Source organism: Anaerocolumna sp., from assembly GCF_032079385.1.
GTDB lineage: Bacteria > Bacillota > Clostridia > Lachnospirales > Lachnospiraceae > Anaerocolumna.
The window spans coordinates 1-24,194 of sequence record NZ_DAMAUC010000041.1 but is presented as its reverse complement, the minus strand read 5'-3'; the positions used below and the strand labels follow the sequence as shown (position 1 = coordinate 24,194).

The window sequence follows — 24,194 nt, the reverse complement described above, 5'->3', positions numbered from 1 at the left end:
TGACTGCAGCACCGGGTAAGGATGAAAGCATAATTCTTCTTAAAGAATTACCCAGGGTTGTACCGTATCCTCGTTCCAAAGGTTCTACTACAAAACGTCCAAATTTTTTATCTTCAGAAATTTCTGCAATTTCAATTTTTGGTTTTTCAAAATCAAACACAATAGGACCCTCCTTTTGGGTTATTATGATACGATTAATGATTACTTAGAATACAACTCGACGATAAGCATTTCATCTACCGGAACATCAATTTGGTCTCTTGAAGGAATCTCTTTTACCGTACCGGAAAGAGCTTCATGATCTACTTCAAGCCAAGCTGGAACTAATCTGCCAGCTGTTACTTCTAATACATCTTTATATCTTTGTGCACTCTTGAATTTTTCTTTAATTTCAATAACGTCACCAGCTTTTACTTGATAAGATGGGATATTGATGCATCTACCATTAACAAGTACATGCTTGTGATCTACGATCTGTCTAGCTTCTGCTCTTGTTCTACCAAAACCTAAACGGAAAATTACGTTATCCAGTCTAAGTTCAAGAAGAATCATTAAGTTCTCACCAGTTGTGCCGTATTTCATTTTCTTAGCTTTATCAAAATTGTTTCTGAAAGGTTTTTCCAGAACACCATATATAAATTTAGCTTTTTGCTTTTCTCTTAACTGTAATCCGTATTCACTGATTTTTTTACCAGCTCTGGATGATGTTCTATTAGATTTCTTGTCTATACCTAAATATGCAGGTTCTAGGCCAAGTGATCTACATTTTTTTAATACAGGACCCATGTCTCTTGCCATCGTTTACTTACCTCCTATTAGACTCTTCTGCGTTTTGGTGGTCTACATCCGTTATGTGGAACTGGAGTAACATCCTTAATACTTGTTACTTCAATACCGCAAGCTTGAAGTGCACGAATTGCAGCTTCTCTGCCTGAACCAGGACCTTTAACCATAACATCAACAGATTTTAAACCGTGAACTAATGCTGCTTTAGCTGCTGTTTCTGCTGCCATCTGTGCTGCATAAGGAGTTGATTTTCTAGAACCTCTAAAACCTAATCCACCAGCGCTAGCCCATGAAAGAGCATTGCCTTCTGCATCTGTAAGAGTAACAATTGTATTATTAAAAGATGACTGAATATGTGCCTGTCCACGATCGACGTTTTTCTTAACACGTTTCTTGGTCACTTTTTTAGTTGTTGCTAACTTTTTAGCCATTTAACAAACCCTCCTATTGGATTTTTATTACATTATTTCTTCTTGTTTGCAACTGTACGCTTAGGACCTTTTCTAGTTCTAGCATTTGTTTTAGTCTTTTGTCCACGAACTGGAAGGCCTTTTCTATGACGGATACCTCTATAACATCCGATTTCTTGAAGTCTCTTAATATTAAGCGCGATTTCTCTACGCAAATCACCTTCAACCTGTTGTGATGCATCAATAACATCACGAATTCTTCCCACTTCTTCGTCAGTTAAATCTCTAACACGAGTGTCTGGATTAACATTTGCCTCTGCAAGAATACGATTAGCGCTTACTCTTCCGATACCGTAAATATAAGTAAGACCGATTTCTACACGTTTCTCTCTTGGTAAATCTACACCACTAATACGAGCCATGTGCGTAATACACCTCCGTTAATTATTTGGGTGAAAATAATAAGTATCATATACTGTTGTATACGGTGAAATGCATACCTCTTACGTTCACACTCACTTTGATTGATATTTTCTATAAAACATTTTAAAAATAACTTTTGCAATGCCAACACTTCCAAGTGTTTCATTGCGCAGCCGCTTTAAATTGTGACAAGCAAAAACCCTATGCTTACTTGCTGAACATCATGATAATGACATGAATTCAAAACAATAATCAATAGTTCCGTATTAAATTACATGTTTTAGGAACAATAGGGTTCAATACAGAGTATTGAAAATTGTTCACAATATCACAATTGCCAAATGCAGATTGTAACACAGAAAGCAAGAACTACTATATATAAAACAATAAAACCGCTGTGGTAACAGCCAGCTTTTATTGAATATTAGCCTTGTCTTTGTTTGTGTCTAGGATTCTCACAGATTACTCTGATACTTCCCTTTCTTTTGATAATCTTACACTTTTCGCAAATTGGTTTTACTGATGATCTTACTTTCACAGTAATTCACTCCTTTCAAAAAAAGTCCGTCTTACATTATAACATTGTACTTGCTAAAAATCAAGTAAAAACTAATATTTTTTATATGAAATAAATAAAACCATATATCTTAAAACATTTTATTTATTTGACGGTACCCTTATCGCTGCGAGATACTAAAATTTATAATCTTTGCAGCCTATTATTTATCACGCCAGATAATTCTTCCTTTTGTTAAATCATATGGAGATAATTCTAAGGTAACTTTATCGCCTGGTACAATTTTGATGAAGTTCATACGAAGTTTTCCACTAATGTGTGCTAAAACTCTATGTCCGTTCTCTAATTCCACTTGAAACATAGCATTTGGTAATTTTTCAACAACAGTTCCTTCAATTTCTACAACATCCGATTTTGACATATTGTCACCTCCATGATTTAGGATTTTAGGTCTATAAAAAGTTTAATTACTTTTTTTATTTCTTCATTGGTTATCTTTTCATCATTAGCGTATTTTTTTATAAAGTTGTTATCTCTAAAATGAACAAGCTGAACATGTTTTTTGTTTTTCTTCTTCGGTCTGTCAACTGTTCGAAATACGCCATCTACTAAGTATACATATTCAGAATCTGATTTTACTATGACAAAGTGTTCACCTTTATCATGACCGGCTTTTGATATCACTATCTCGCCAACTTCATACTCTATCATATAAATCTCCATTCTACCGAAACCAAATCATTTTTTGTTACTTTAGAATTGATAATATTTCCGGTTCTCCATCCGTAATAAGGATAGTATTTTCATAGTGCGCAGATAAAGAGCCATCATCAGTAACAACAGTCCAATCATCATCTTCCCAATATACATCGTAACGACCTGCATTTACCATAGGTTCGATTGCCAGGGTCATTCCAGGTTCCAGTTTGATACCTCTTCTTTTTTGTCTAAAATTCGGAATCTGAGGTTCTTCATGCATAGCGGTACCAATTCCATGTCCTACCAAGTCTCTGACTATTGAAAATCCGAAAGATTCTACATAATCTTGTATAGCAGCGGAAATCTCATGTAGATGATTGCCAGATTTTGCAAATTTAATACCTTCATAAAAGCTTTCCTGAGTTACATTAATTAGTTTCTTAGCTTCTTCACTAATTTCACCAACTGCCCAAGTCCTTGCTGCATCTGATTGATAACCTTTGTAAATAACTCCACAATCAAGACTGACAATGTCACCTTCTTTTAAGAAAGTTTTTTTATTAGGTATTCCGTGTACCACCTGTTCATTTATGGACACACAAACAGAGGCAGGAAAACCGTTGTAATTTAAGAAGGACGGAATGCAATCATAACTACGTATTAATTCATTTGCCTTTTTATCAATATCTAATGTAGATACTCCTGGTTGTATAATGTTTTTCAATTCTTCGTGAACAGTGGCTAAGATACGTCCTGCTTCACGCATTAATTCTATTTCTCTTTCTGACTTTATTGTTACTGCCATTTTTGTTTCTCCCTTGCGATAAAACCACACTAATTTTTCAGTATTTTATCAATAGCTGAAAAGACGTCAGTCATTTCCATTGTGCCATCAACTTCAACCAATACACCTTTGTTTGTGTAATATTCAATTAACGGCTGTGTTTGTTCATGGTAAACACGCAAACGTTTTATTACGGTTTCCGGCTTATCATCATCACGTAAAACGGTGTTTCCGCCGCAGACATCGCAGATGCCTTCTAATTTTGTTGGTATGTTTATAATGTGGTACGTAGCTCCGCATGATAAACACGCTCTACGTCCGGACATTCTATCTACGATATTTTGATCCGGTACTTCAATATTTATAGCATAGTCTATTTTTTGGTTCATATTCATTAGTGCTGAATCTAATGCTTCTGCCTGGGGAATTGTTCTTGGAAAACCGTCTAATACATATCCGTTTTTGCAATCTTCCTGCTCCACACGATCTACTACCAGATCTACAACTAATTCATCAGGAACCAGTAACCCCTGGTCCATATATGTTTTGGCTTTGTTCCCTAACTCTGTACCATTTTTAATATTTGCTCTAAATATATCACCGGTTGAAATATGCGGAATTACATATTTAGCTGCAATTTTCTTAGCTTGTGTTCCTTTTCCTGCTCCCGGAGCTCCTAGCATAATAATTTTCATACCGATTTCCTCCCACACTTATCCTCATAAAACATCTAAAAATGTAAAATCTGCAAATGGCGGAGCAGAGCCCCGCCTTTACAATCTAATTTACTCTATGTTTACTAATCGTTAAGAAATCCTTTGTAATGACGTACCAACATCTGTGATTCAATTTGCTTCATTGTTTCAAGAACAACACCAACAACAATGATTAAAGATGTTCCGCCAAATGTAACGTATGCGCCAAAAGCACCCAAGAAAATTAAAGGTACAATTGCTACAATAGTAAGTCCAGCAGCACCAATAAATATAATATTATTCAGCACTTTGGTTAAGTATTCTGTAGTCGGTTTTCCAGGACGGATACCTGGTATAAATCCACCTTGCTTTTTCATATTATTCGCAATTTCAATTGGATTGAAAGTAATGGATGTATAAAAATAAGCAAAGAATACTAATAATGCGATATAAATTAATGCTCCCAGAGTATACTTAAACTCGCCCCAGCTTGAAATATTAAACCATTTTGATTGGCTCAATAAATATAAAAACTTAGGGAATACATGGGCCCTTGCAGGCTCAACGCCAAAGAAAGAAGCTACAACAATAGGAAACTGCATAAAAGAACTAGCAAAAATTACTGGTATAACACCGGCAGTATTTACCTTTAAAGGAATATGAGAGGATTGTCCTCCAATCATTTTTCTGCCTTGTACTTTTTTAGCATACTGTACTGGTATTTTTCTTTCTGCATCTTGTAATACAATAATGAATAATACCATAGCTGCTATTACTACAACAATTACTACAGTTGCAATAATAGCATTTACTACAGATGATGCGCCTGCGATAAATTGTTTATATAAGTTCACAAAATCTCTTGGCATTCCTGCAACAATATTAATTAACAAAATAATTGAAATACCGTTACCAACACCTTTTTCCGTAATTCTTTCACCTAACCACATTAAGAATGCAGAGCCGGCTGAGAAAGAAGCAACAATAACAGCAATATTTGCAAAGGTTCCGCCGCCTTCTAATAAGCCTGAGCTGCCAAAGCCGACAGCCATTGCAAATGATTCAATAACTGCTAATCCAACAGTCACATAACGTGTATATTCTTGGATCTTTTTCCTGCCGTCTTCGCCTTCTTTTTGCATCTCTTCCAGTTTAGGAATTGCTATGGTTAATAGCTGCATAATGATGGAAGAAGTAATATATGGCGTAATACTAAGTGCAAAGATAGACATCTGGGTAAAAGAACCGCCTGTTAGGGTATCAAAGAACCCTAACGCAGTCTGGGATCCAACCCAAAACTCAAAATACGCTCTATTGATACCAGGCACAGGAAGTATGGAACCTAATCTTATTATTATCAGTGCTACAAAAGTGTATAATAACTTACGTCTTATATCCTTAATTTTTAAAGCATTTCGGAACGTTTTAAACATATCCTAAATCACCTCAGCATTTCCACCAAGAGCTTGAATCTTTTCTGCTGCGCCGGCACTGAAAGCATTTACCTTGACATCAAGTTTCTTAGTTAGTTCTCCATTTCCTAGGATCTTAACACCATCTCTTGGGTTCTTAATAACACCTGCCTCGATTAATGTTGCAACTGTAACTTCAGAACCGTCTTCAAATATATTTAGTCTATCAACGTTAATAGAAACGATTTCTTTTGTATTTCTGTTTGTAAATCCTCTTTTAGGTAGAGTACGAATAAAAGGAGTTTGACCACCTTCAAAACCAACTCTAGGTGCTCCGGAACGTGCCTTTTGTCCTTTATGTCCTTTACCTGCAGTTTTACCATTTCCTGAACCATGTCCACGGCCTCTTCTAAAGTTTGCACTTTGTTTTGCACCGTCAGCTGGTCTTAATTCTGATAAATTCATAGATTACACCTCCTTACTTCTTTGTAATTATATTTCTTCAACCTTTACTAAATGTCTTACTTGGTCAACCATGCCTCTTACTGCTGCATTGTCCGGCATCTCAACAGATTTGTGTAATTTACGAAGACCTAATGCTTCTACTGTTTTTTTATGCTTTGGGATTGAGCCAATTGTAGATTTTACTAAAGTTATTTTTAATTTTTCTGCCATCTTGAGCCCCTCCTAACCTAACATATCTTCAACAGAAATACCACGTAACTTAGCCACTTCCTCAGGAGTCTTAAGTTGACATAATCCTTCAATAGTTGCAAGAACAACGTTTTGCTTATTGTTGGAGCCAAGTGACTTTGTACGGATATTCTTTAAACCAGCAAGCTCAAGTACGTTACGAGCCGGACCACCTGCGATAACACCAGTACCTTCAGGGGAACGTTTTAATAATACTGAAGCACCACCGAATTTACCGATAAAATCATGTGGTATACTGCCATTTTCATCTATAGGTAAGCTGATTAATTTCTTAATTGCATCTTCTTTTCCTTTACGAATTGCTTCCGGAATTTCTGCAGCTTTTCCTAAACCTGCACCAACGTGTCCGTTCTTGTCACCAACAACAACTAAAGCTGTAAATCTGAAATTACGTCCACCTTTAACTACTTTAGTTACACGTTTAATTGATACTACTTTATCTTCTAATTCTAATTGACTAGCATCAACGATTGTACGTTTCATGTGTTTTCCTCCTTGCTTAGAATTCCAGACCAGCTTCTCTTGCTGCTTCTGCTAATGCTTTTACCTTTCCTTGATATATAAATCCGCCTCTATCAAAGACAACAGTTGTAATACCTTTTTCCAATGCTTTCTTAGCAATAACAGTTCCTAAATATGCTGCTGCTGCTACATCGTTTGTCTTTTCAATTTCAGCCTTAACATCCTTTTGAAGAGTAGAAGCTGACACTAAAGTATTACCAACTGTATCGTCAATAATTTGAGCGTACATATGATTATTACTTCTAAACACAGCTAAACGTGGTCTTTCAGGAGTACCGGAGAAACGATTACGTAATTTTCTATGTTTATTTAAACGAACTTTAGATCTTGTTTCTTTACTAACCATTTGTTTTCACACCTCCTATTATTTCTTACCAGTCTTACCAACTTTACGTCTAATAACTTCGTCAGCATATTTAATACCTTTGCCCTTGTATGGTTCAGGTCTTCTCTTATCTCTGATTTCAGCAGCGTATTGGCCAACTTTTTCTTTATCAATACCTTTTACTGTAATTTTATTTTGTCCATCTAATATAGACTCAACACCTTCAGGATCAGTCATAACTACTGGATGTGAATATCCAAGAGTTAATGTTAATTCTTTGCCTGCTTTTGCTGCTCTGTAACCAACACCGTTGATTTCAAGCACTTTCTCATAACCAGCTGTTACACCAGTTACCATATTAGCGATTAATGTTCTTGTAAGACCATGTAAAGATTTCATTTTCTTTAATTCATTAGGTCTTGTTACAATAACTTCTGAACCTTCTAATGCAATATTCATTTCTGAAGGTAATACTCTTTCAAGTGTTCCCTTAGGACCTTTTACAGTCACTTTATTATTTTCTGCTATATCTACAGTTACACCTGCCGGTATAGCGATAGGCATTCTTCCTATACGTGACATGCCCGCACCTCCTGTGATTTTTTATGGGGGAAGATTAATATTAATTGTAGGTTATTCATTAAGTCTACGCTTGATTGGTTTATCAAGACGGCCAGACTTTTGTTCGGTCAGCATTGACTTCGTCAATACGTGCTCGAATACTTCCAGTATCCAGACTCGAAAAAACTCCGTTTTTCCTCGTTGTACGTAAGCATCGACTTCGTCGATACGTGCTCGAAACTTCGAGCACTACATTGAATCTTTGATTCAATGTGCTTACTTCCATATTACCAGATGAATGCTAATACCTCGCCACCTACGTTTAATGCTCTTGCTTCTTTATCAGTTACAACACCTTTATTTGTTGAAATAATAGCTGTTCCAAGTCCTCCAAGTACTTTTGGAAGTTCTTCTTTGTTTGCATAAACACGAAGACCTGGTTTAGAGATTCTCTTAAGTCCTGTAATGACTTTAACATTTTTGTCTTTACCATATTTTAATGTGATATGGATTGTCTTGAAGCCATCAACTTCTTCTATGTCATATTTTTTAACATAACCTTCTTTTAATAGAATGTCAGCAATTGCTATCTTCATCTTAGAAGCAGGTATATCTACTGTATCATGTTTCGCAGTATTGGCATTACGAATTCTTGTAAGCATATCTGCAATTGGATCGCTCATTGTCATTTCATTTGCCTCCTTCCTTGTTTCCTACCAGCTTGCCTTTTTAACACCTGGTATTTGTCCTTTATAAGCTAATTCACGGAAGCAGATTCTGCAAACTCCGTATTTTCTTAAATATGCATGTGGACGTCCACAGATTCTACAACGGTTATATTCTCTAGTCGAAAACTTTTGTGTACGTTGTTGTTTTATCTTCATTGACGTTTTAGCCATGGAATTCCCTCCTAACTATTTTTTGAATGGCATACCGAATAATGTCAATAATTCACGAGCTTCTTCATCAGTTTTAGCTGTGGTTACGAAGATAATATCCATACCTCTAACCTTATCAACCTTATCATACTCGATTTCAGGGAAAATTAATTGTTCTTTAATTCCAAGAGCGTAATTTCCTCTTCCGTCAAATGCATTGTCATTAACACCTCTAAAGTCACGTACACGAGGTAGTGCTAAATTGATTAGACGATCAGCAAATTCATACATTTTTTCGCCTCTTAAAGTTACCTTACATCCGATTGGCATACCTTCTCTGATTTTGAAGTTAGCTACGGATTTCTTTGCTTTTGTAATAACCGCCTTTTGTCCAGCAATTATTTCAAGATCTTTAACAGCAGCATCTAAAAGCTTAGAGTTATCTTTCGCTTCGCCAACACCCATGTTAATTACGATTTTATTTAATTTTGGTACTTCCATAACGTTTTTATATCCAAACTTTTTAGTCATACCATCTACTATTTCATTTAAATAAGTTTCTTTTAATCTAGTCAACGTATGAGACCTCCTCTCTTAGAATTAGTCGATTACTTCGCCGGTTGATTTTGCGATACGAACTTTTTTAGGTCCTTTTTTACCTTCTTCAGTTGTGAAACCAATTCTAGTAACCTTACCCTTATGCACGTACATAACATTTGAAATATCAATCGGTGCTTCTTGGTGAACAATACCACCTTTTGGATCAGCCTGGCTTGCTTTAGAGTGCTTTGTTATCATATTGATACCTTCAACTAAAACCTTGCCATCTAATACAGCTATTACTTTGCCTTCTTTGCCTTTATCTTTACCGGTAATAACTTTTACGTTATCGCCTTTTTTGATTTTAATAGTTGACACAGTCGACACCTCCTTATAATACTTCTGGTGCTAATGAAACGATTTTCATGAATTGCTTTTCTCTCAATTCTCTCGCTACTGGTCCAAAGATACGGGTACCTTTTGGATTTTTATCATCTTTAATGATAACTGCAGCATTTTCATCGAATCTTATATATGAACCATCTTTACGACGAGCTCCTTTTACAGTACGAACAACGACAGCTTTAACCACGTCACCCTTCTTAACAACACCGCCTGGTGTTGCATCTTTGACAGAAGCAACGATGATATCGCCGATATTAGCATATCTTCTAGTTGAACCACCTAATACACGAATGCAAAGTAATTCTTTCGCACCGGTATTGTCAGCAACTTTAAGTCTTGATTCTTGTTGTATCATGACTCTACTCCTTTCAGCATTTATTACTTCGCTCTTTCGATAATCTTAACAAGTCTCCATCTCTTATCCTTGGATAAAGGTCTTGTCTCCATAACTTCTACTCTATCACCAATATTACATTCATTGTTTTCATCATGAACCTTTAATTTAGAAGTTCTTTTTACAATCTTGTTGTATAATGGATGTTTTACGTGGTCTTCAATTGCAACTACAATTGTTTTGTCCATCTTATCACTAACTACTTTACCAGTACGAGTTTTTCTTAGATTTCTCTCCACAACAATTTCTCCTTTCCCGAATCGTTGAAATGTGATTATTTAGAAGCCTTAGCATTCTCGGAAATCACTGTTTGAATTCTTGCGATATTCTTTCTAACCTCTTTAATTCTGCTTGTATTATCTAATTGATTTGTTGCGTTCTGGAATCTTAAATTAAAAAGTTCCTTCTTAGCAGCTACTAATTCTTCGTTCAATTCTGCAGCTGATTTGTTCTTTAAATCTTCTACATATTTATTAGTTTTCACTGCCCGCACCTCCTTCTAAGTCTGCGCGAGAAACTATTTTACATTTCACTGGCAATTTGTGCATAGCAAGACGTAATGCTTCTCTAGCTACTTCTTCAGGTACACCGGAGATTTCAAATAATACACGTCCTGGTTTTACCACTGCTACCCAGTATTCTAATGAGCCCTTACCGGAACCCATACGAGTTTCTGCTGGTTTTGTTGTTACAGGTTTATCAGGGAATATTTTAATCCAAACTTTACCACCACGTTTGATGTAACGAGTCATAGCAACACGGGCAGCTTCAATTTGGTTTGATTTTATCCAAGCTGGTTCTAAAGCTACAATACCATATTCGCCGTTAGAAATTGTATTACCTCTTGTAGCTTTTCCGGACATAGTACCACGGAATTGCTTACGGCGTTTAACTCTTTTTGGCATTAACATTATTTATCGCTCCCTTCCTTTTTTGCTCCTTTAGTTGGAAGTACTTCTCCGTGGTAAATCCAAACTTTTACGCCTAATTTACCATAAGTTGTATCTGCTTCTGCAAAACCATAATCAATATCAGCACGTAATGTTTGTAAAGGAATTGTTCCGTCACTATAGAACTCTGTACGAGCCATATCTGCTCCACCAAGGCGTCCGGCAACAGCGGTTTTAATACCCTTTGCTCCAGCTTTCATGGTTCTACCCATTGTAGATTTCATTGCTCTTCTGAAAGAAATACGGTTTTCTAGTTGAGCTGCAATACTTTCTGCTACTAATTGAGCATTTGTATCCGGTCTTTTAACTTCCTTAATATCTACCATTAACTTCTTAGAAGTGAATTTTTGAATTTCAACTTTTAATTTTTCAATTTCAGATCCACCTTTACCGATTACCACGCCAGGTTTAGCAGTAAAGATAATAACTTTTAATCTATCAGACGCTCTTTCTATTTCAATTTTTGAAATTCCAGCGCTGTATAATTTCTTTTTCAGATATGTTCTGATGTTGTAGTCCTCAACTAAGTTATCTGCAAAATCAGCTTCAGCATACCATCTTGAGTCCCAGTCATTAATGACACCGACTCTTAAGCCATGAGGATTAACTTTCTGTCCCATTATTGCCCTCCTTATCTTTCATTAAGCACAACAGTGATGTGACTCATTCTCTTTAAGATTCTATAAGCTCTACCCTGTGCTCTTGGTCTGATTCTCTTCATTGTTGGTGCCTGACCAGCATAACACTCTTGAATATATAATTTACTTACGTCCATACCATTATTATTTTCAGCATTTGCAATTGCTGATTTTAATACTTTTTCAATAACGCTCGAAGCATATCTTGGGTTGTAAGCCAAAATACCAAGAGCTGTTTCAACGTCTTTACCGCGAATGGCGTCTAATACGAAACAAGCTTTTTGAACAGACACTCTTGCATATGATACTTTAGCTGATGGTCTTGTATCTCTATTCTCATTTCTTTCTCTCTTTATCTGGGATCTATGTCCTTTTGCCATGGATGTAACCTCCTTTCAATTCCAAACTGTCTATCTCTTTCCAGTCTTCTTTTCGTCTTTTCCATGTCCTCTGAATGTTCTGGTTGCCACAAACTCACCAAGTTTATATCCAACCATATCTTCTGTTACATATACAGGCACATGTCTTCTTCCATCATGAACTGCAATTGTATGTCCAACCATTTGAGGGAAAATTGTAGAACGACGTGACCAAGTTTTAACAACTGTTTTGTCACCTGCTTTATTCATAGCATCTATCTTTTTCAATAAATGTTCGTCTGCAAATGGTCCTTTTTTTAATGAACGAGCCATAGGTTTAACCTCCTTAATTATTTAACATTCTTACCGTCTCTTGTTCTTACGATCAACTTGTTAGACTTCTTGTTCTTCTTTCTTGTCTTCAAACCAAGTGCAGGTTTACCCCAAGGAGTAACAGGGCTCGGACGGCCAATACCTGTCTTACCTTCACCACCACCATGTGGATGGTCATTAGGGTTCATAACAGAACCACGAACTGTAGGTCTAATACCCATGTGACGTTTACGACCAGCTTTACCAATGTTAATTAATTCATGATCAATATTACCAACCTGGCCAATTGTAGCACGGCAGATGATTGGAACCATTCTCATTTCACCTGATGGTAATCTAAGTGTTGCATATTTGCCTTCCTTAGCCATTAACTGTGCTGAGTTACCTGCAGAACGAACTAATTGTCCACCCTTGCCAGGATATAATTCAATGTTATGAATTTGTGTACCAATTGGAATGTTTTGAAGTGGTAAACAATTACCTACTCTGATTTCTGCTTTCTCACCATTCATAAGCTTTGATCCAACGGTAAGTCCGTTAGGAGCTAAGATATATGCTTTTTCACCATCTGCATAGCAGATTAATGCGATATTAGCTGTTCTGTTTGGATCATATTCGATTGCTACAACAGTTGCAGGAATATCGTCTTTTCTTCTTTTAAAATCAATGATTCTATATTTTTTTCTAGGACCACCACCGTGGTGTCTAACTGTAATCTTTCCTTGATTATTACGACCTGCTGTCTTATTTAAAGAAACAAGTAATGATTTCTCAGGAGTTGATTTTGTAACTTCTGCAAAATCAGATGAGGTCATATTTCTTCTGGAAGGTGTATATGGGTTATAGGTTTTAATTCCCATTTTTTGCACTCCTTTCGTAGCTGTAATAACGCCCTGTATAAATACAGTTGAAACGTCATTACCTTTTATTCTTTTATCGGCGAATAAACAACCATAATTGTTTAATTCAAATTATATAAATCGAAATCAATCTAAATTATAGACCAGAGAAAATTTCAATTTCTGCGCTGTCTTCTGTTAATTGAACAATTGCTTTCTTAGTTTTAGAAGTTTTACCAACTGTGTTTCCACGTCTGCGGTTTTTACCCTCTAAATTCATAGTGTTAACACTAGCAACTTTTGTTCCAGCGAACATTTTTTCAACAGCCTCTTTGATTTGATTCTTAGTTGCATCTGTATGAACGGAAAATGTATATTTCTTTTCGCTCATGGAGTTCATACTTTTTTCAGTGATAATCGGTTTAAGTATAACATCATAATATTTTAAATCTGCCATTATGCGTACACCTCCTCAATTTTTGCAACTGCATCTTTTGTTAACACGATTGAATCATATTTTAAGATATCATATACGTTAATAGTGTTTGGTAATGCAGTTCTTACAGAAGGAATGTTTCTTGCAGAAAGAATTACGTTTTCATTCTTATCTCCAAGTACAACTAATGCCTTACTTACTTTTAAGTTATCAAGTACTGCAGCCATTTTCTTTGTTTTGATTTCATCAAAGTTAAGCTCATCAAGTACATAAATTTTCTCAGCTGCTACTCTTGAAGTTAAAGCTGATTTTAATGCAAGTCTCTTTTCCTTTTTATTTAATTTGAAGGAATAGTCTCTTGGCTTTGGAGCAAATACAACACCGCCACCTTTCCATTGTGGTGATCTTGTTGAACCTTGTCTTGCATGACCTGTTCCTTTTTGTCTCCATGGCTTTCTTCCGCCACCACTTACTTCAGAACGGGTTTTAGCACTTTGTGTTCCTTGGCGTTTATTTGCAAGTTGTTGAACAACTGCTAAGTGAACTAAATGTTCATTTATTTCTACTCCGAAGATAGCATCGTTTAATTCAATAGAACCAACGGCTTTACCTTCCATATTATAAACAGATACGTTTGCCATCTGTGTGTTCCTCCTTTCTTAAAGCTTCTAGTTTGATTTAACTGATTGTTTCAATATTACCATAGCTTTTTTAGGTCCTGGTACAGAGCCTTTTACTAAAATAACATTGTTCTCGGTGTCAATTTTAACAACTTCAAGGTTTTGAACAGTTACTTTTACATTACCCATTTGACCTGGCATCTTTTTACCTTTAAATACTCTACCAGGGCTTGTAGCTGCACCACTGGAACCTGCATGTCTATGGAATTTAGAACCATGGGCCATAGGTCCTCTGGACTGTCCGTGTCTCTTAATTGCACCTTGGAAACCTTTACCTTTTGATGTTCCAGTAGCATCAATTTTGTCACCTTCTACGAAGATGTCAACTTTGATTTCTTGTCCTACTGTGAAATCAGCGGCATTCTCAAACTTAAACTCTTTAAGATACTTTTTGTTAGCAACACCTGCTTTTGCAAAGTGTCCTTTTCTAGGTTTGTTTACCAATATCTCTCTTATATCTCCAAAACCAACCTGTACTGCACTGTATCCATCATTTTCAACAGTTTTTACTTGTGTTACTGCACAAGGTCCTGCTTGTAATACAGTTACCGGAATTAAAGCTCCGTTTTCATTGAAGATTTGAGTCATTCCGACTTTTGTAGCTAATAATGCTTTCTTCATTTCTTATTGCACCTCCTGTTTAATCTACAGCGGATTACATTTACATGTAATCATCCTAGATGGTCTACAACTAGTGCTGGCTCCTTCGTAAGCCTTTCCCTATATATAAACCCTAAAGGATTCTTTCATTTTTAATGCTTATTTTGCTTTCATCTTAATGTCGATGTACACACCAGCTGGCATTTCTAATCTTGATAATGCATCAACTGTCTTTTGTGTAGGTGTGATGATATCGATTAATCTCTTATGTGTTCTTTGTTCGAACTGCTCTCTGGAGTCTTTGTACTTGTGTACCGCTCTAAGAACCGTAATTACTTCCTTCTTAGTAGGTAGGGGTACCGGTCCACTCACCTTTGATCCTGTCTTCTTTACAGTTTCGATGATTTTTGCAGCTGATTGATCGATTAATTGATGATCATACGCTTTTAATGTAATTCTCATTACTTGACTTGCCATAAAAAAAGTCGCCTCCTTTTCGCACTTAATAGCAGTACGACAAGCGGTGACTGTACACTCAACCGTGTGTGTCCTTATCTTGAAACCTCAACAAGCAAACCTATTCTTAGATTTACTTAATTTCATGCAATGAACTACATACGTTTATCTGCTCGTGGCAGAATTATCGTTTTGTACAGTGACTTGTCGCCAGTTTCCTAACATGACATTCGCTCCACGGAATAACCTACAATTTTATGTAGCAACCTCTCGCTTCTACGCTATCAATGTCACAGCATTAATCAGTATACTACAGCTTTTTTTATTTTGCAAGTGCTTTTTTAAAATTTTTTTACTTTTTTTGTTTGACGGACGGTTTGAGGGGGAGGGTGGGGGTGGCAGCTGGGATCAGGTTTGGTATCCATTCTTTTTGGGTTGTGGTAACATGAGGGTTTGCAGGTATATAATAAGCGAGTTTTTTAGTCGCTACGAGCATTTTGCCGGAATTGTCCGCTTTGATAGGTCAACAAGTTGCCCTCTCTAATCGGACAATTCCGGTAAAATGTCTACGCGAACAAAAAACTCTTTCTTATTATATACCTGCAAATCCTCATGTTTATTTACGGTGTGGAGAATGGATACCAAACCTGATCCCAGCTGCCACCCCCGCCCTCCCTGCTCAAACCTGATGGAAAATAGTTTAGTGTTGTAATAAATAGTTAAACATTGTTTTGATATTGCTAAGTTTTAGTTTTGATATTTTGTATTTTAGTTTCTTATTTGTTATAGAGCTTAAGATAATGGATACAAATAGCTGATGCTAAGTTTATCTTAAGTTTGAGTTATTATTATATAGGTAGTCTTATGATCTTAATAATGGAATCTATATAAAATTATGGGGGCTTAAGGGGTTAATAGTGATTATAATTCAGCAAAATGATTTCTAATATTCTATTATTTACAGTTATTAATTATATATGATAATATTTCCATAAAACTCGTGAACAATTTTTAGCTATAAGAAAAACGGCATTTGATTAATTATCATCTGCCGTTTCTTCTTATATATAGTGTAATTTGTATTAGGATTCTTTAAATATTTCATAATATAGGTCCAGAGTTACCTTCTAATTTTAATAGAAAGTTTTAGTTCTATAGTTGGCTTTCTATTTTTCACTGGTCCAGCGTCCGGAAGCTCCACATGGTAATACTAAGCCGTTAGATGTTACAGGTAGACCGATTTCGTCTGCTTGTACATTGCCGCCGAATTTAGAAGCCATCTCTATGCCCAGCAGATAGGATAGTACAGCGGGCTGCAATCCTGTGGTGTAGGAATTAATTAGGAAGAATAAGGGGTCCTCTTTTAGCACTTGGGTACAGAGCTTTACGAAAGGATGAATGCTTTCTTCTATCTTCCAGATTTCTCCCTTAGGGCCTCTTCCATAAGAAGGGGGGTCCATGATAACGGCATCGTATCGATTGCCTCTGCGAATTTCTCTTTCTACAAATTTTACGCAGTCATCAACGATATAGCGAATTGGTGCTTCTTCTAAAGATGAGTGAGCTGCATTTTCTTTGGCCCAGGTTACCATTCCCTTGGAGGCATCTACGTGAGTTACCGCAGCACCTGCTTTGGCAGCTGCAACGGTGGCTCCGCCGGTATAGGCAAATAGGTTCAATACCTTTATTTCACGGGCAGGATCTTTTTTCTTTGCTTTTTTAATGATTTGGCTAAACCATTCCCAATTTGCTGCCTGCTCAGGAAATAATCCTGTATGTTTAAAACTAAAGGGCTGCAAATTAAAAGTTAGATCTTTATATTCTATCTTCCACTGCTTTGGTAAATCAAAGAATTCCCATTCTCCGCCGCCTTTACTGCTTCTATGATAATGTGCATTTTTTTGTTTCCAGCCCTTCTCTGTTTTAGGCGTATCCCATATAACCTGCGGATCCGGGCGCACTAAGATATAATTTCCCCAACGTTCTAATTTTTCCCCTTGAGACGCATCTATTACTTCATAATCCTTCCATCCATCTGCAATCCACATAATCTATCTCTCTTTCTTGTCAAACATTTACCTGATTTATTCCCTTGGGTTTACTGTATTTTAATTATAAAGGCTATCTCTCTTTTGTCAACTTTTTATTATTTAGTATTATGGATAAAAATATAGTCCCTCCTGCCTTTATACCCATAAAATATATTGGTGTAATTAGTCCCCCACCTGCCCTATCCGTATTTTTGATAAAATTTTATCCCCGCATATTCTTTTAAGCACACTCATAAATTATTTATAAAGCTTTTCCTATTTTAATCATTCTATTATTATTTTAACCATTTTTTAACTTGACGTAGTAGGCAAATAATAATAAACTGAGAATCATAGTACATTATTAACACAGGCGCAGCAAGCACAATCTGCTACTGCCCATAATAATTATAAAGATGGAGGGATTCATATGGGAATATTAACAAGATTCAAAGATATTATGTCCAGTAACATTAACGCACTGCTTGATAAAGCAGAAGATCCAGAAAAGATGATAGATCAATGTTTGAGAAATTTAAACAGTGATTTAGGCAAAGTGAAAGCAGAAACCGCAAGTATTATGGCGGAAGAACAACGTGCTAAGAGAGTTCTTGATGATTGCAATGAAGAAATTGCTAAAATGCAGGAATATGCGGTAAAGGCTCTACAAGCCGGTAACGAAGATGATGCCAGAAAGTTCTTAGAGCAGAAAGCTTCTTTAACTTCTAAACAAAGTGGTTTACAAGAAGCTTATGATTTAGCACATACCAATGCTACGAATATGCGGGAAATGCATGACAAATTAATATCTGATATAAACGAACTGGAATCTCGTAAAGATATGATAAAAGGTAAATTAGCTGTTGCAAAAACCCAGGACCGCATTAATAAAATGACCTCTTCCGTTGCAAGTGCAAATAATTCAATGGCTAGCTTTAATAAATATGAAGAAATGGCAAATAAGGCAATCGACAAAGCAAACGCTATGGCCGAATTAAACAAGTCTTCTGCCGATAATTCTATTAAGGATTTAACCAAGAAATATTCATCCGAATCAAACGCATCTATAGATAGCGAATTAGAAGCGTTAAAAGCCAGCTTAAATAAATAAGAAGGATGAAGAGCTGTCTTAGAAGAAATCTTTTAAGACAGCTTTTTTTCACACAAATAGTACATTTTTATGCTATAATAGTCTATATTCACAGCTTACCAGGTAAGCTGTAATACAAACTTTCATAGCTGTAGATTTATGCAGTATATGTTTTTATAAAAAGGTGGAGAATCATATGGTAGTACAGTATAAATGTCCTAATTGCGGGGCAGATATGGCATTCGACAGTACAACCGGCATGTTGCATTGCGATAGCTGTGGCAGAAATGAAAATATAGAAAACATGCCAAAACAGGATGACAGCTGGCAAAATAATCAGGGAAATTATCAGCAACGTCACAGTTCTGCAAGAGAAGAGTATACCTCTTGGGGCAGAGAAGATACTTCCCATTCTCATCATTTTGGGGAAAATGATGTTAAAGAATATCATTGTAAGAATTGTGGCGCAGTTCTTATTACAGATACAGATACCACAGCAACAACCTGCAGTTTTTGCGGGGCAGGTGTGGTTTTAGGGGATAGACTTACCGGTAATTTAGCACCTGCAAAAGTAATCCCATTTTCTATTAATAAGGAACAGGCCAGAGAAGCCTTTCGCAAATGGTGCAAAAAAGGCCTGCTGACTCCAAAAGGGTTTATGACCGCTGACCGAATTAAGAATATCACCGGTCTTTATGTTCCTTTTTGGCTTTATGATTTAAATGGACGGGGAGAAGTAAACGCGACCTGTACCAGAGTTCGTACGTATACGCAGGGGGATTATATCTACACAGAAACAAAGTATTTTAATGTTTACCGGAATGTAGACCTGAATTACCTTAAGGTACCTGCAGATGCCTCCTCAAAGATGAACGATGAATTAATGGATAAATTAGAGCCCTATAACTATGGCAATCTAAAAGATTTTAATATGCCTTATCTGGCAGGTTATATTGCGGAAAAATATAATTATGATAATAAACAGTTATTTCCCCGAGTGAGGCAGAGGGTGGATTCCTATGTAAATAATTTTATAGATTCCACCATTCGCGGTTATACCACAACTACCTATCATAGTAAAAATATTAACTTAAGGGAAGTCCATGCCGATTATGTACTCCTTCCGGTATGGATGGTTTGTTATGATTATAAAAAATCAGATCATATATTTGCAATGAATGGTCAAACGGGTAAGATTGTTGGAAAACCACCTTTAAGTATAGGTAAAATTGCTGCATGGTTTGGCGGAATCAGCGGAGCTGCATTTGTCATAATGCAAATAATTTCTTTAGTTTCGGGGGGGTTTTAATATGAGAATAGATAACCAGATTATAATGTCCCTAAAATATAAAGGTTCCTCTTTTACTTTAGAAAGAAATAACACCCAGGAATCATGCAGGAAAAGTAATTTAATAAAAAGGTGCTTTCTCTTCCTTTTACTATTTACTTTAATTTCGGCTTTGGGTAAGACTGCTGTATCGGCAGCCCCGGAAGACCGAAAAGTTTTTGATTATTATGAACTTTTCTCTGAAAAAGAAGTTGAAAAGTTAGAAGAGGTAAGTAAGAAATACAGTGAAGAAGGTAAAGTTGATATTGTTGTCATTACAACGGATGATTTATTAGGAAAAAGCAGACTTAAATATTTAGAAGACTTTTATGACGAATACAAATTTGGTTATGAAAAGGAATTTGGTACAGCAGTATTATTACTTCTGAATATGGATCCTGATGACCGTGGTATAGAAATACAAGGCTATGGCGATGCAGAGCATTATATACACAATGACAGGATTGAACATATACTGGACGATGTTGTTTCCTTGTTACAGGACGAAAAGTATTATAAAGCTATGGAAACCTATATGAAACAAGCCGCTTATTACATGAAGGAAGAAAAAGGTGTAAATACTTCCCCCGTTGTTGGCGAAAAAGGCTCCGGTAACTATCACGGTGAAGCATCTATTAATGGTCTAAGTAATTATTATGAAGAGAAGGAAGAAAACCTCCTGAATAATATATTGGTCCAATTAGGCATTTCTGTAGCAATCGGTGCAGTTGCAGTTGGTATTATGGCTTATCATTCCAGCGGCAGAGTAACTGTAACAAGCAGAACTTATTTAGACGAACAAAATTCCAGAGTCCTTGCAAGCCGAGATGATTATATAAGGACGACAACCACACGAGTTAGAAAACCATCAAATGATAATAATAACAGTGGTGGCGGCGGAATCCGAAGCAGCGGCGGTGGTGGTGTCTCAAGCGGAGGACATTCCCACAGCGGTGGCGGAAGAAGTTTCTAAGCTGATTTATAAAGGGTACTTATCTTTATAAAAAAGAACATATTATAGTTTAATTATTTTAATATCTCTGACAAAAGAGAATATCATAAAATATCGACTATAGATTTAACTTATGAAAACATTAAAACATAAAAGGATAAACGAAAGGAATTAAATATTATGGGACTTTTTTCAAAAGAATTTTCCAATGTAGTAGAGTGGGAAGAATTTAGAGAAGATATGATTTTCTACAAATGGCATAACAGCGAGATAAAACGCGGCAGCAAATTAATTATTCGTCCAGGACAGGATGCAGTATTTATGTTTAACGGAAAGATAGAAGGTATCTTTAAAGATGAAGGTAATTACGATATTGAATCGGATATTGTACCATTTCTATCAACTTTAAAAGGCTTTAAATTCGGCTTTAACAGTGGAATGAGGGCAGAAGTTCTTTTTATAAACACCAAAGAATTCACTGTAAAATGGGGAACCAAAAATGCCATTAACATTCCAACACCTCAATTACCAGGCGGAATGCCAATCCGTTCTAACGGAACCTTTACCTTCAAGGTAAATGATTATATCAAGTTAATTGACAAAATTGCCGGTGTAAAAGACAGTTACTTGGTAGACGATGTGAAGCTTCGTATTACTGCTGTTTTAGACCAGTTACTGATGAAATGGATTGTTAAAGAAGGTAAGGATATGTTTAATCTTCAGGCCAATTCCTTTGATATTGCAAAGGGTATCAAAACAGACCTGGATATGCAAATATTTGATACCGGAATGACCGTTACCGGCTTTAACATTATGAGTTTTAACTACCCAGAAGAAATCCAGGAAATGATCAACAAGAATGCTTCCCACAGTATGATTGGTGATATGAATCGTTATCAACAAGCTTCTATGGTTGATGGTATCTCCTCCGGCAAAGTACGTGGAGGCGGTGTAGCTTCCGACATGGCCGGAATGATGATGGGAATGAACATGGCTAACCAAATGATGCAAAACATGAATAACAATACAGTTAACCAAAACAGCAGTAATCCAAACTCCGGTACACCATCCAGTGCAGCAAAACCTAACTTCTGTCCTAACTGCGGCCAAAAGACAGGCGAAGCAAACTTCTGTCCTAACTGTGGTCAGAAACTTGTTTAAATAAAACTTAGGGTATTAACAATAGTACGCTTTGCCCTGAAATTTGTGAAGAACTCAGGAAATGTTGTTGGGGCTTTCATAATGACTCAATTTAGGTGTTCAAGGATAACACGGTATATATTAGTAATTTAGCTACCGCAGATGCTTTGCATCTGTTACCCTCGTGCGGCATGGTCTTGGTAGAGCCTCAAAGCGTATGACCCGCAGCGCAGAGGGCGCTGCGGGTCACTGAGTCTCTAGTCGACCATAGGAAGCCTTCTCGGCCGGCTGACGCAAAATTACTAATATATACCGCGTTATCCTGATTTGCTTTATCGAAGTCATTACGAAAGCCCCAGTAACACTTTCTGAGTTCAATTTACGTTTTAAGGCAAAGCTGTTTACGGAATTTATTTTATAAATTAATAGGTAGGTTGGGAATATAAGTAAAAGGCGCTTAATTTGTGGCATCAGCAATTTTATGATTTTATTTAAATATTTTTTATAAAGTAGATTCCTACTATAAAGAATTGCTACTAAAGAAAAGCGCTGAGAAAATATATATATCAGCATAGAAGATATCTAAATTGTAAAAAAGCCAAAAGATTTACAATTTCTATACTTTTCGAACAGATCATATATATTCTAAGTACTATTAGGGATCAAAATCCATTATTATCTATAGAATTAGAGATTTTACATCCATTGGTAACAATAGCGATGAGTGCCTAAACTAAAGTTTAATTTATGAAAAATATTGACTCTATTAAACTTACATTCTTTGCAAAAGAAAAGACCTTGTCACAACATACTGTTAATAAACAGAACAATCGTTTGCCATATCGCTTGATCCAGGGTATAATATACCTATAAATTAAGAGAGTTGAACATTTTATGCCAGATATTAAGGATGTACTTACTCTATATACGCAACTTTCACCGAGAGAGCAGAAAAATTATATACTATGATTTCGTATCAACAACCACCATTCAGAGCTTAAGAAGTTTATGTCTACCTTAATGGAGTATCAACAAAACACCTCAATAACTACCTTGTTTGGCACACATAGTTTGATATGAAGGGTCATACTCAGCTTGAAAAAACTGACTTTTTCTTGGAAAAAAACAGTTTCAGTAGCAACGTCTGTCAAGCGCAGAAAATTATTGAATCGTCCTGCAATGCCGTTAACTGCTTAGGTTTCAGGTACTCCTAAGAAATCATTACTAAAATAATAATAACTTATAATGATAAAATTATGGTATTTGTTGTAGTATGTATTTAAAAAAGTGGTTCATGTTTGTTATAAAAGCGAAGTAAGATGGAGGATATGATGACCAGAAAAATAAATGTTGTAATGGAATATAACAAGGATGGTTATTTATTATATGCCAATAATTATTGTGGGGCATTTACTCGTGGGAAGACTCAGGATGAAGCAATAAGAAAATTTGCTGTTGAAATAAGGCAATATATGAAATGGATAACTGGGGGTAAGGAAGATTTAGAAGATGTCTACAAACCCATAATTGTGCAAGAAAAGGAAAGCACTTTACAGATTTGTGATGCAGATTCAGATGTAATATTTGAAACAGAAAAAATGCCACTTGATAAAGATGAATATGAAAATTTGAAACAACTTGTTATTAAGTCAGCAAGAGACTTTAAGAAGTTATATGATTCTATACCCAATAAGCAGTATAGTGTATTAAAAACACGAAAAACCTTTTATGGCACAATTCCAAGAACTGCTGATGAGATGTATGTTCATACAAACAATGTGACTAATTATTATGTAGGGGAACTTGGATTAGAAATAAATAATATGGAAGACATAGTAGAAAATCGAATTCATGCTTTGGAAAGTATTGAGAAACTTCCGAATTATTTAGAAAGTAAGGTATTTGAGGGATCTTACGGTGAAAAATGGTCATTAAGAAAAGTTTTAAGACGTTTTATCTGGCATGACCGCATTCATGCTAAAGCAATGTATAGAATGGCAACAAATATTTGGAATATAGACGAAATAGCAAATCCTTATTATTTCTATTGAGAATTCGTTATATCGCATATTTCTATAATGCGAACTAAATGAAAAGTTTAATCGAGCAGAGCGAAATTTACATTCTGCTCAAAATTATATTTAATATCAACATTATGTTCTGACAAAGCCACAGGAAATAAAAATTTGTTGCAGTAGGACGCTTTGCATGGAGGGGTGTAGAGAACTTAGCAATACAAGTAAATATACTTAATTTGTGATGTCAACAGTTTTATGATTATTTAAATGCTTCTTGTAAG

Annotated in this window: 36 protein-coding genes and 2 pseudogenes; 6 read left to right on the top strand and 32 right to left on the bottom strand. The window is 35.9% G+C overall.

Features of this window, described 5'->3' with window-relative positions:
* The 32 genes and pseudogenes from RT261_RS20165 to RT261_RS20010 form a co-directional block, all read right to left on the bottom strand.
* A pseudogene (locus RT261_RS20165) lies at positions 1-160 on the bottom strand (DNA-directed RNA polymerase subunit alpha); the annotation flags it as partial.
* Positions 161-201: 41 nt separating this feature from the next.
* Entirely contained in the window at positions 202-798 is a 597-nt protein-coding gene (gene rpsD / locus RT261_RS20160; protein WP_313134938.1) for a 30S ribosomal protein S4, read from the bottom strand.
* A 17-nt stretch (positions 799-815) separates the two neighbouring features.
* Positions 816-1,217: a 30S ribosomal protein S11 gene (gene rpsK / locus RT261_RS20155; protein ID WP_313134937.1), complete on the bottom strand. Its 402-nt coding sequence runs from the start codon at positions 1,215-1,217 to the stop codon at positions 816-818.
* Between the two features lie 32 nt (positions 1,218-1,249).
* On the bottom strand, positions 1,250-1,618 hold the full coding sequence (gene rpsM, locus RT261_RS20150) for a 30S ribosomal protein S13 (RefSeq protein ID WP_313134935.1): 369 nt from the start codon (positions 1,616-1,618) through the stop codon (positions 1,250-1,252).
* 425 nt (positions 1,619-2,043) lie between these two features.
* The gene (rpmJ, locus tag RT261_RS20145) at positions 2,044-2,157 is read right to left on the bottom strand and encodes a 50S ribosomal protein L36 (RefSeq protein WP_073285411.1); all 114 of its coding nucleotides are present in this window, start codon (positions 2,155-2,157) and stop codon (positions 2,044-2,046) included.
* 181 nt (positions 2,158-2,338) lie between these two features.
* Positions 2,339-2,557: a translation initiation factor IF-1 gene (gene infA / locus RT261_RS20140; protein WP_091687964.1), complete on the bottom strand. Its 219-nt coding sequence runs from the start codon at positions 2,555-2,557 to the stop codon at positions 2,339-2,341.
* A 17-nt stretch (positions 2,558-2,574) separates the two neighbouring features.
* A complete protein-coding gene (locus tag RT261_RS20135; protein WP_313134934.1) occupies positions 2,575-2,847 on the bottom strand; it encodes a KOW domain-containing RNA-binding protein in 273 nt (90 codons plus the stop codon).
* Between the two features lie 37 nt (positions 2,848-2,884).
* Positions 2,885-3,640, bottom strand: coding sequence for a type I methionyl aminopeptidase (map, locus tag RT261_RS20130; RefSeq protein ID WP_313134933.1), 756 nt, complete (start codon positions 3,638-3,640; stop codon positions 2,885-2,887).
* Between the two features lie 29 nt (positions 3,641-3,669).
* On the bottom strand, positions 3,670-4,314 hold the full coding sequence (locus tag RT261_RS20125; RefSeq protein ID WP_313134932.1) for an adenylate kinase: 645 nt from the start codon (positions 4,312-4,314) through the stop codon (positions 3,670-3,672).
* 104 nt (positions 4,315-4,418) lie between these two features.
* On the bottom strand, positions 4,419-5,747 hold the full coding sequence (gene secY / locus RT261_RS20120; RefSeq protein WP_313134931.1) for a preprotein translocase subunit SecY: 1,329 nt from the start codon (positions 5,745-5,747) through the stop codon (positions 4,419-4,421).
* Between the two features lie 3 nt (positions 5,748-5,750).
* Complete coding sequence (gene rplO, locus RT261_RS20115; protein ID WP_091687955.1) at positions 5,751-6,191, bottom strand: 50S ribosomal protein L15; 441 nt, start codon at positions 6,189-6,191, stop codon at positions 5,751-5,753.
* A 27-nt stretch (positions 6,192-6,218) separates the two neighbouring features.
* On the bottom strand, positions 6,219-6,401 hold the full coding sequence (gene rpmD / locus RT261_RS20110; protein ID WP_091687953.1) for a 50S ribosomal protein L30: 183 nt from the start codon (positions 6,399-6,401) through the stop codon (positions 6,219-6,221).
* 12 nt (positions 6,402-6,413) lie between these two features.
* Complete coding sequence (gene rpsE / locus RT261_RS20105) at positions 6,414-6,923, bottom strand: 30S ribosomal protein S5 (RefSeq protein WP_313134930.1); 510 nt, start codon at positions 6,921-6,923, stop codon at positions 6,414-6,416.
* A gap of 16 nt (positions 6,924-6,939) precedes the next feature.
* Complete coding sequence (gene rplR / locus RT261_RS20100; protein WP_313134929.1) at positions 6,940-7,308, bottom strand: 50S ribosomal protein L18; 369 nt, start codon at positions 7,306-7,308, stop codon at positions 6,940-6,942.
* Between the two features lie 18 nt (positions 7,309-7,326).
* Positions 7,327-7,869, bottom strand: a complete 543-nt coding sequence (rplF, locus tag RT261_RS20095; RefSeq protein ID WP_313134928.1) for a 50S ribosomal protein L6 — start codon at positions 7,867-7,869, stop codon at positions 7,327-7,329.
* A gap of 266 nt (positions 7,870-8,135) precedes the next feature.
* Positions 8,136-8,537, bottom strand: coding sequence for a 30S ribosomal protein S8 (rpsH, locus tag RT261_RS20090; protein WP_313134927.1), 402 nt, complete (start codon positions 8,535-8,537; stop codon positions 8,136-8,138).
* 24 nt (positions 8,538-8,561) lie between these two features.
* Positions 8,562-8,747, bottom strand: a complete 186-nt coding sequence (locus tag RT261_RS20085) for a type Z 30S ribosomal protein S14 (protein ID WP_091687943.1) — start codon at positions 8,745-8,747, stop codon at positions 8,562-8,564.
* Positions 8,748-8,762: 15 nt separating this feature from the next.
* Positions 8,763-9,302 carry a 50S ribosomal protein L5 gene (gene rplE, locus RT261_RS20080; protein ID WP_313134926.1) on the bottom strand — a complete coding sequence of 180 codons (540 nt, stop codon included), beginning with the start codon at positions 9,300-9,302 and terminating at the stop codon, positions 8,763-8,765.
* Positions 9,303-9,326: 24 nt separating this feature from the next.
* Entirely contained in the window at positions 9,327-9,644 is a 318-nt protein-coding gene (rplX, locus tag RT261_RS20075; protein WP_313134924.1) for a 50S ribosomal protein L24, read from the bottom strand.
* A 13-nt stretch (positions 9,645-9,657) separates the two neighbouring features.
* Positions 9,658-10,026, bottom strand: coding sequence for a 50S ribosomal protein L14 (gene rplN, locus RT261_RS20070; RefSeq protein ID WP_313134923.1), 369 nt, complete (start codon positions 10,024-10,026; stop codon positions 9,658-9,660).
* A 23-nt stretch (positions 10,027-10,049) separates the two neighbouring features.
* The gene (gene rpsQ / locus RT261_RS20065; protein ID WP_091687937.1) at positions 10,050-10,304 is read right to left on the bottom strand and encodes a 30S ribosomal protein S17; all 255 of its coding nucleotides are present in this window, start codon (positions 10,302-10,304) and stop codon (positions 10,050-10,052) included.
* 35 nt (positions 10,305-10,339) lie between these two features.
* Entirely contained in the window at positions 10,340-10,549 is a 210-nt protein-coding gene (gene rpmC, locus RT261_RS20060) for a 50S ribosomal protein L29 (protein WP_313134922.1), read from the bottom strand.
* The gene (rplP, locus tag RT261_RS20055) at positions 10,539-10,976 is read right to left on the bottom strand and encodes a 50S ribosomal protein L16 (protein ID WP_313134921.1); all 438 of its coding nucleotides are present in this window, start codon (positions 10,974-10,976) and stop codon (positions 10,539-10,541) included. The genes rpmC and rplP overlap by 11 nt, the downstream gene beginning before the upstream one ends.
* Positions 10,976-11,635, bottom strand: a complete 660-nt coding sequence (gene rpsC, locus RT261_RS20050; RefSeq protein ID WP_313134920.1) for a 30S ribosomal protein S3 — start codon at positions 11,633-11,635, stop codon at positions 10,976-10,978. Before rpsC ends, rplP begins: the two co-directional genes overlap by 1 nt.
* 11 nt (positions 11,636-11,646) lie before the next feature.
* Positions 11,647-12,033 carry a 50S ribosomal protein L22 gene (gene rplV, locus RT261_RS20045; RefSeq protein ID WP_313134919.1) on the bottom strand — a complete coding sequence of 129 codons (387 nt, stop codon included), beginning with the start codon at positions 12,031-12,033 and terminating at the stop codon, positions 11,647-11,649.
* Between the two features lie 30 nt (positions 12,034-12,063).
* Positions 12,064-12,345 carry a 30S ribosomal protein S19 gene (gene rpsS, locus RT261_RS20040; protein WP_313134918.1) on the bottom strand — a complete coding sequence of 94 codons (282 nt, stop codon included), beginning with the start codon at positions 12,343-12,345 and terminating at the stop codon, positions 12,064-12,066.
* Between the two features lie 17 nt (positions 12,346-12,362).
* A complete protein-coding gene (gene rplB / locus RT261_RS20035) occupies positions 12,363-13,205 on the bottom strand; it encodes a 50S ribosomal protein L2 (protein WP_313134917.1) in 843 nt (280 codons plus the stop codon).
* A 136-nt stretch (positions 13,206-13,341) separates the two neighbouring features.
* Positions 13,342-13,641, bottom strand: coding sequence for a 50S ribosomal protein L23 (rplW, locus tag RT261_RS20030; RefSeq protein WP_313134916.1), 300 nt, complete (start codon positions 13,639-13,641; stop codon positions 13,342-13,344).
* Entirely contained in the window at positions 13,641-14,261 is a 621-nt protein-coding gene (gene rplD, locus RT261_RS20025) for a 50S ribosomal protein L4 (protein ID WP_313134915.1), read from the bottom strand. The genes rplW and rplD overlap by 1 nt, the downstream gene beginning before the upstream one ends.
* Positions 14,262-14,288: 27 nt before the next feature.
* Positions 14,289-14,921 carry a 50S ribosomal protein L3 gene (gene rplC, locus RT261_RS20020; protein WP_313134914.1) on the bottom strand — a complete coding sequence of 211 codons (633 nt, stop codon included), beginning with the start codon at positions 14,919-14,921 and terminating at the stop codon, positions 14,289-14,291.
* Positions 14,922-15,059: 138 nt separating this feature from the next.
* Positions 15,060-15,377, bottom strand: a complete 318-nt coding sequence (gene rpsJ / locus RT261_RS20015; RefSeq protein ID WP_313134913.1) for a 30S ribosomal protein S10 — start codon at positions 15,375-15,377, stop codon at positions 15,060-15,062.
* Between the two features lie 1,145 nt (positions 15,378-16,522).
* Positions 16,523-17,404, bottom strand: coding sequence for a class I SAM-dependent methyltransferase (locus tag RT261_RS20010; RefSeq protein WP_313134912.1), 882 nt, complete (start codon positions 17,402-17,404; stop codon positions 16,523-16,525).
* 412 nt (positions 17,405-17,816) lie between these two features.
* On the opposite strand from RT261_RS20010, the gene RT261_RS20005 reads away from it, so the two are divergent.
* From RT261_RS20005 to RT261_RS19980, 6 genes and pseudogenes are all read left to right on the top strand, one after another.
* On the top strand, positions 17,817-18,497 hold the full coding sequence (locus RT261_RS20005; RefSeq protein ID WP_313134911.1) for a PspA/IM30 family protein: 681 nt from the start codon (positions 17,817-17,819) through the stop codon (positions 18,495-18,497).
* A 175-nt stretch (positions 18,498-18,672) separates the two neighbouring features.
* Complete coding sequence (locus RT261_RS20000; protein ID WP_313134910.1) at positions 18,673-19,785, top strand: TFIIB-type zinc ribbon-containing protein; 1,113 nt, start codon at positions 18,673-18,675, stop codon at positions 19,783-19,785.
* A gap of 1 nt (position 19,786) precedes the next feature.
* A complete protein-coding gene (locus RT261_RS19995) occupies positions 19,787-20,776 on the top strand; it encodes a TPM domain-containing protein (protein ID WP_313134909.1) in 990 nt (329 codons plus the stop codon).
* Positions 20,777-20,935: 159 nt separating this feature from the next.
* Positions 20,936-21,916, top strand: coding sequence for an SPFH domain-containing protein (locus tag RT261_RS19990; protein ID WP_313134908.1), 981 nt, complete (start codon positions 20,936-20,938; stop codon positions 21,914-21,916).
* A 951-nt stretch (positions 21,917-22,867) separates the two neighbouring features.
* Positions 22,868-23,092, top strand: a pseudogene (locus RT261_RS19985) (IS1595 family transposase); the annotation flags it as partial.
* A 134-nt stretch (positions 23,093-23,226) separates the two neighbouring features.
* Positions 23,227-23,946 (top strand): hypothetical protein, encoded by a 720-nt coding sequence (locus RT261_RS19980; protein WP_313134907.1) that lies wholly within the window; start codon positions 23,227-23,229, stop codon positions 23,944-23,946.
* Positions 23,947-24,194: the final 248 nt, after the last annotated feature.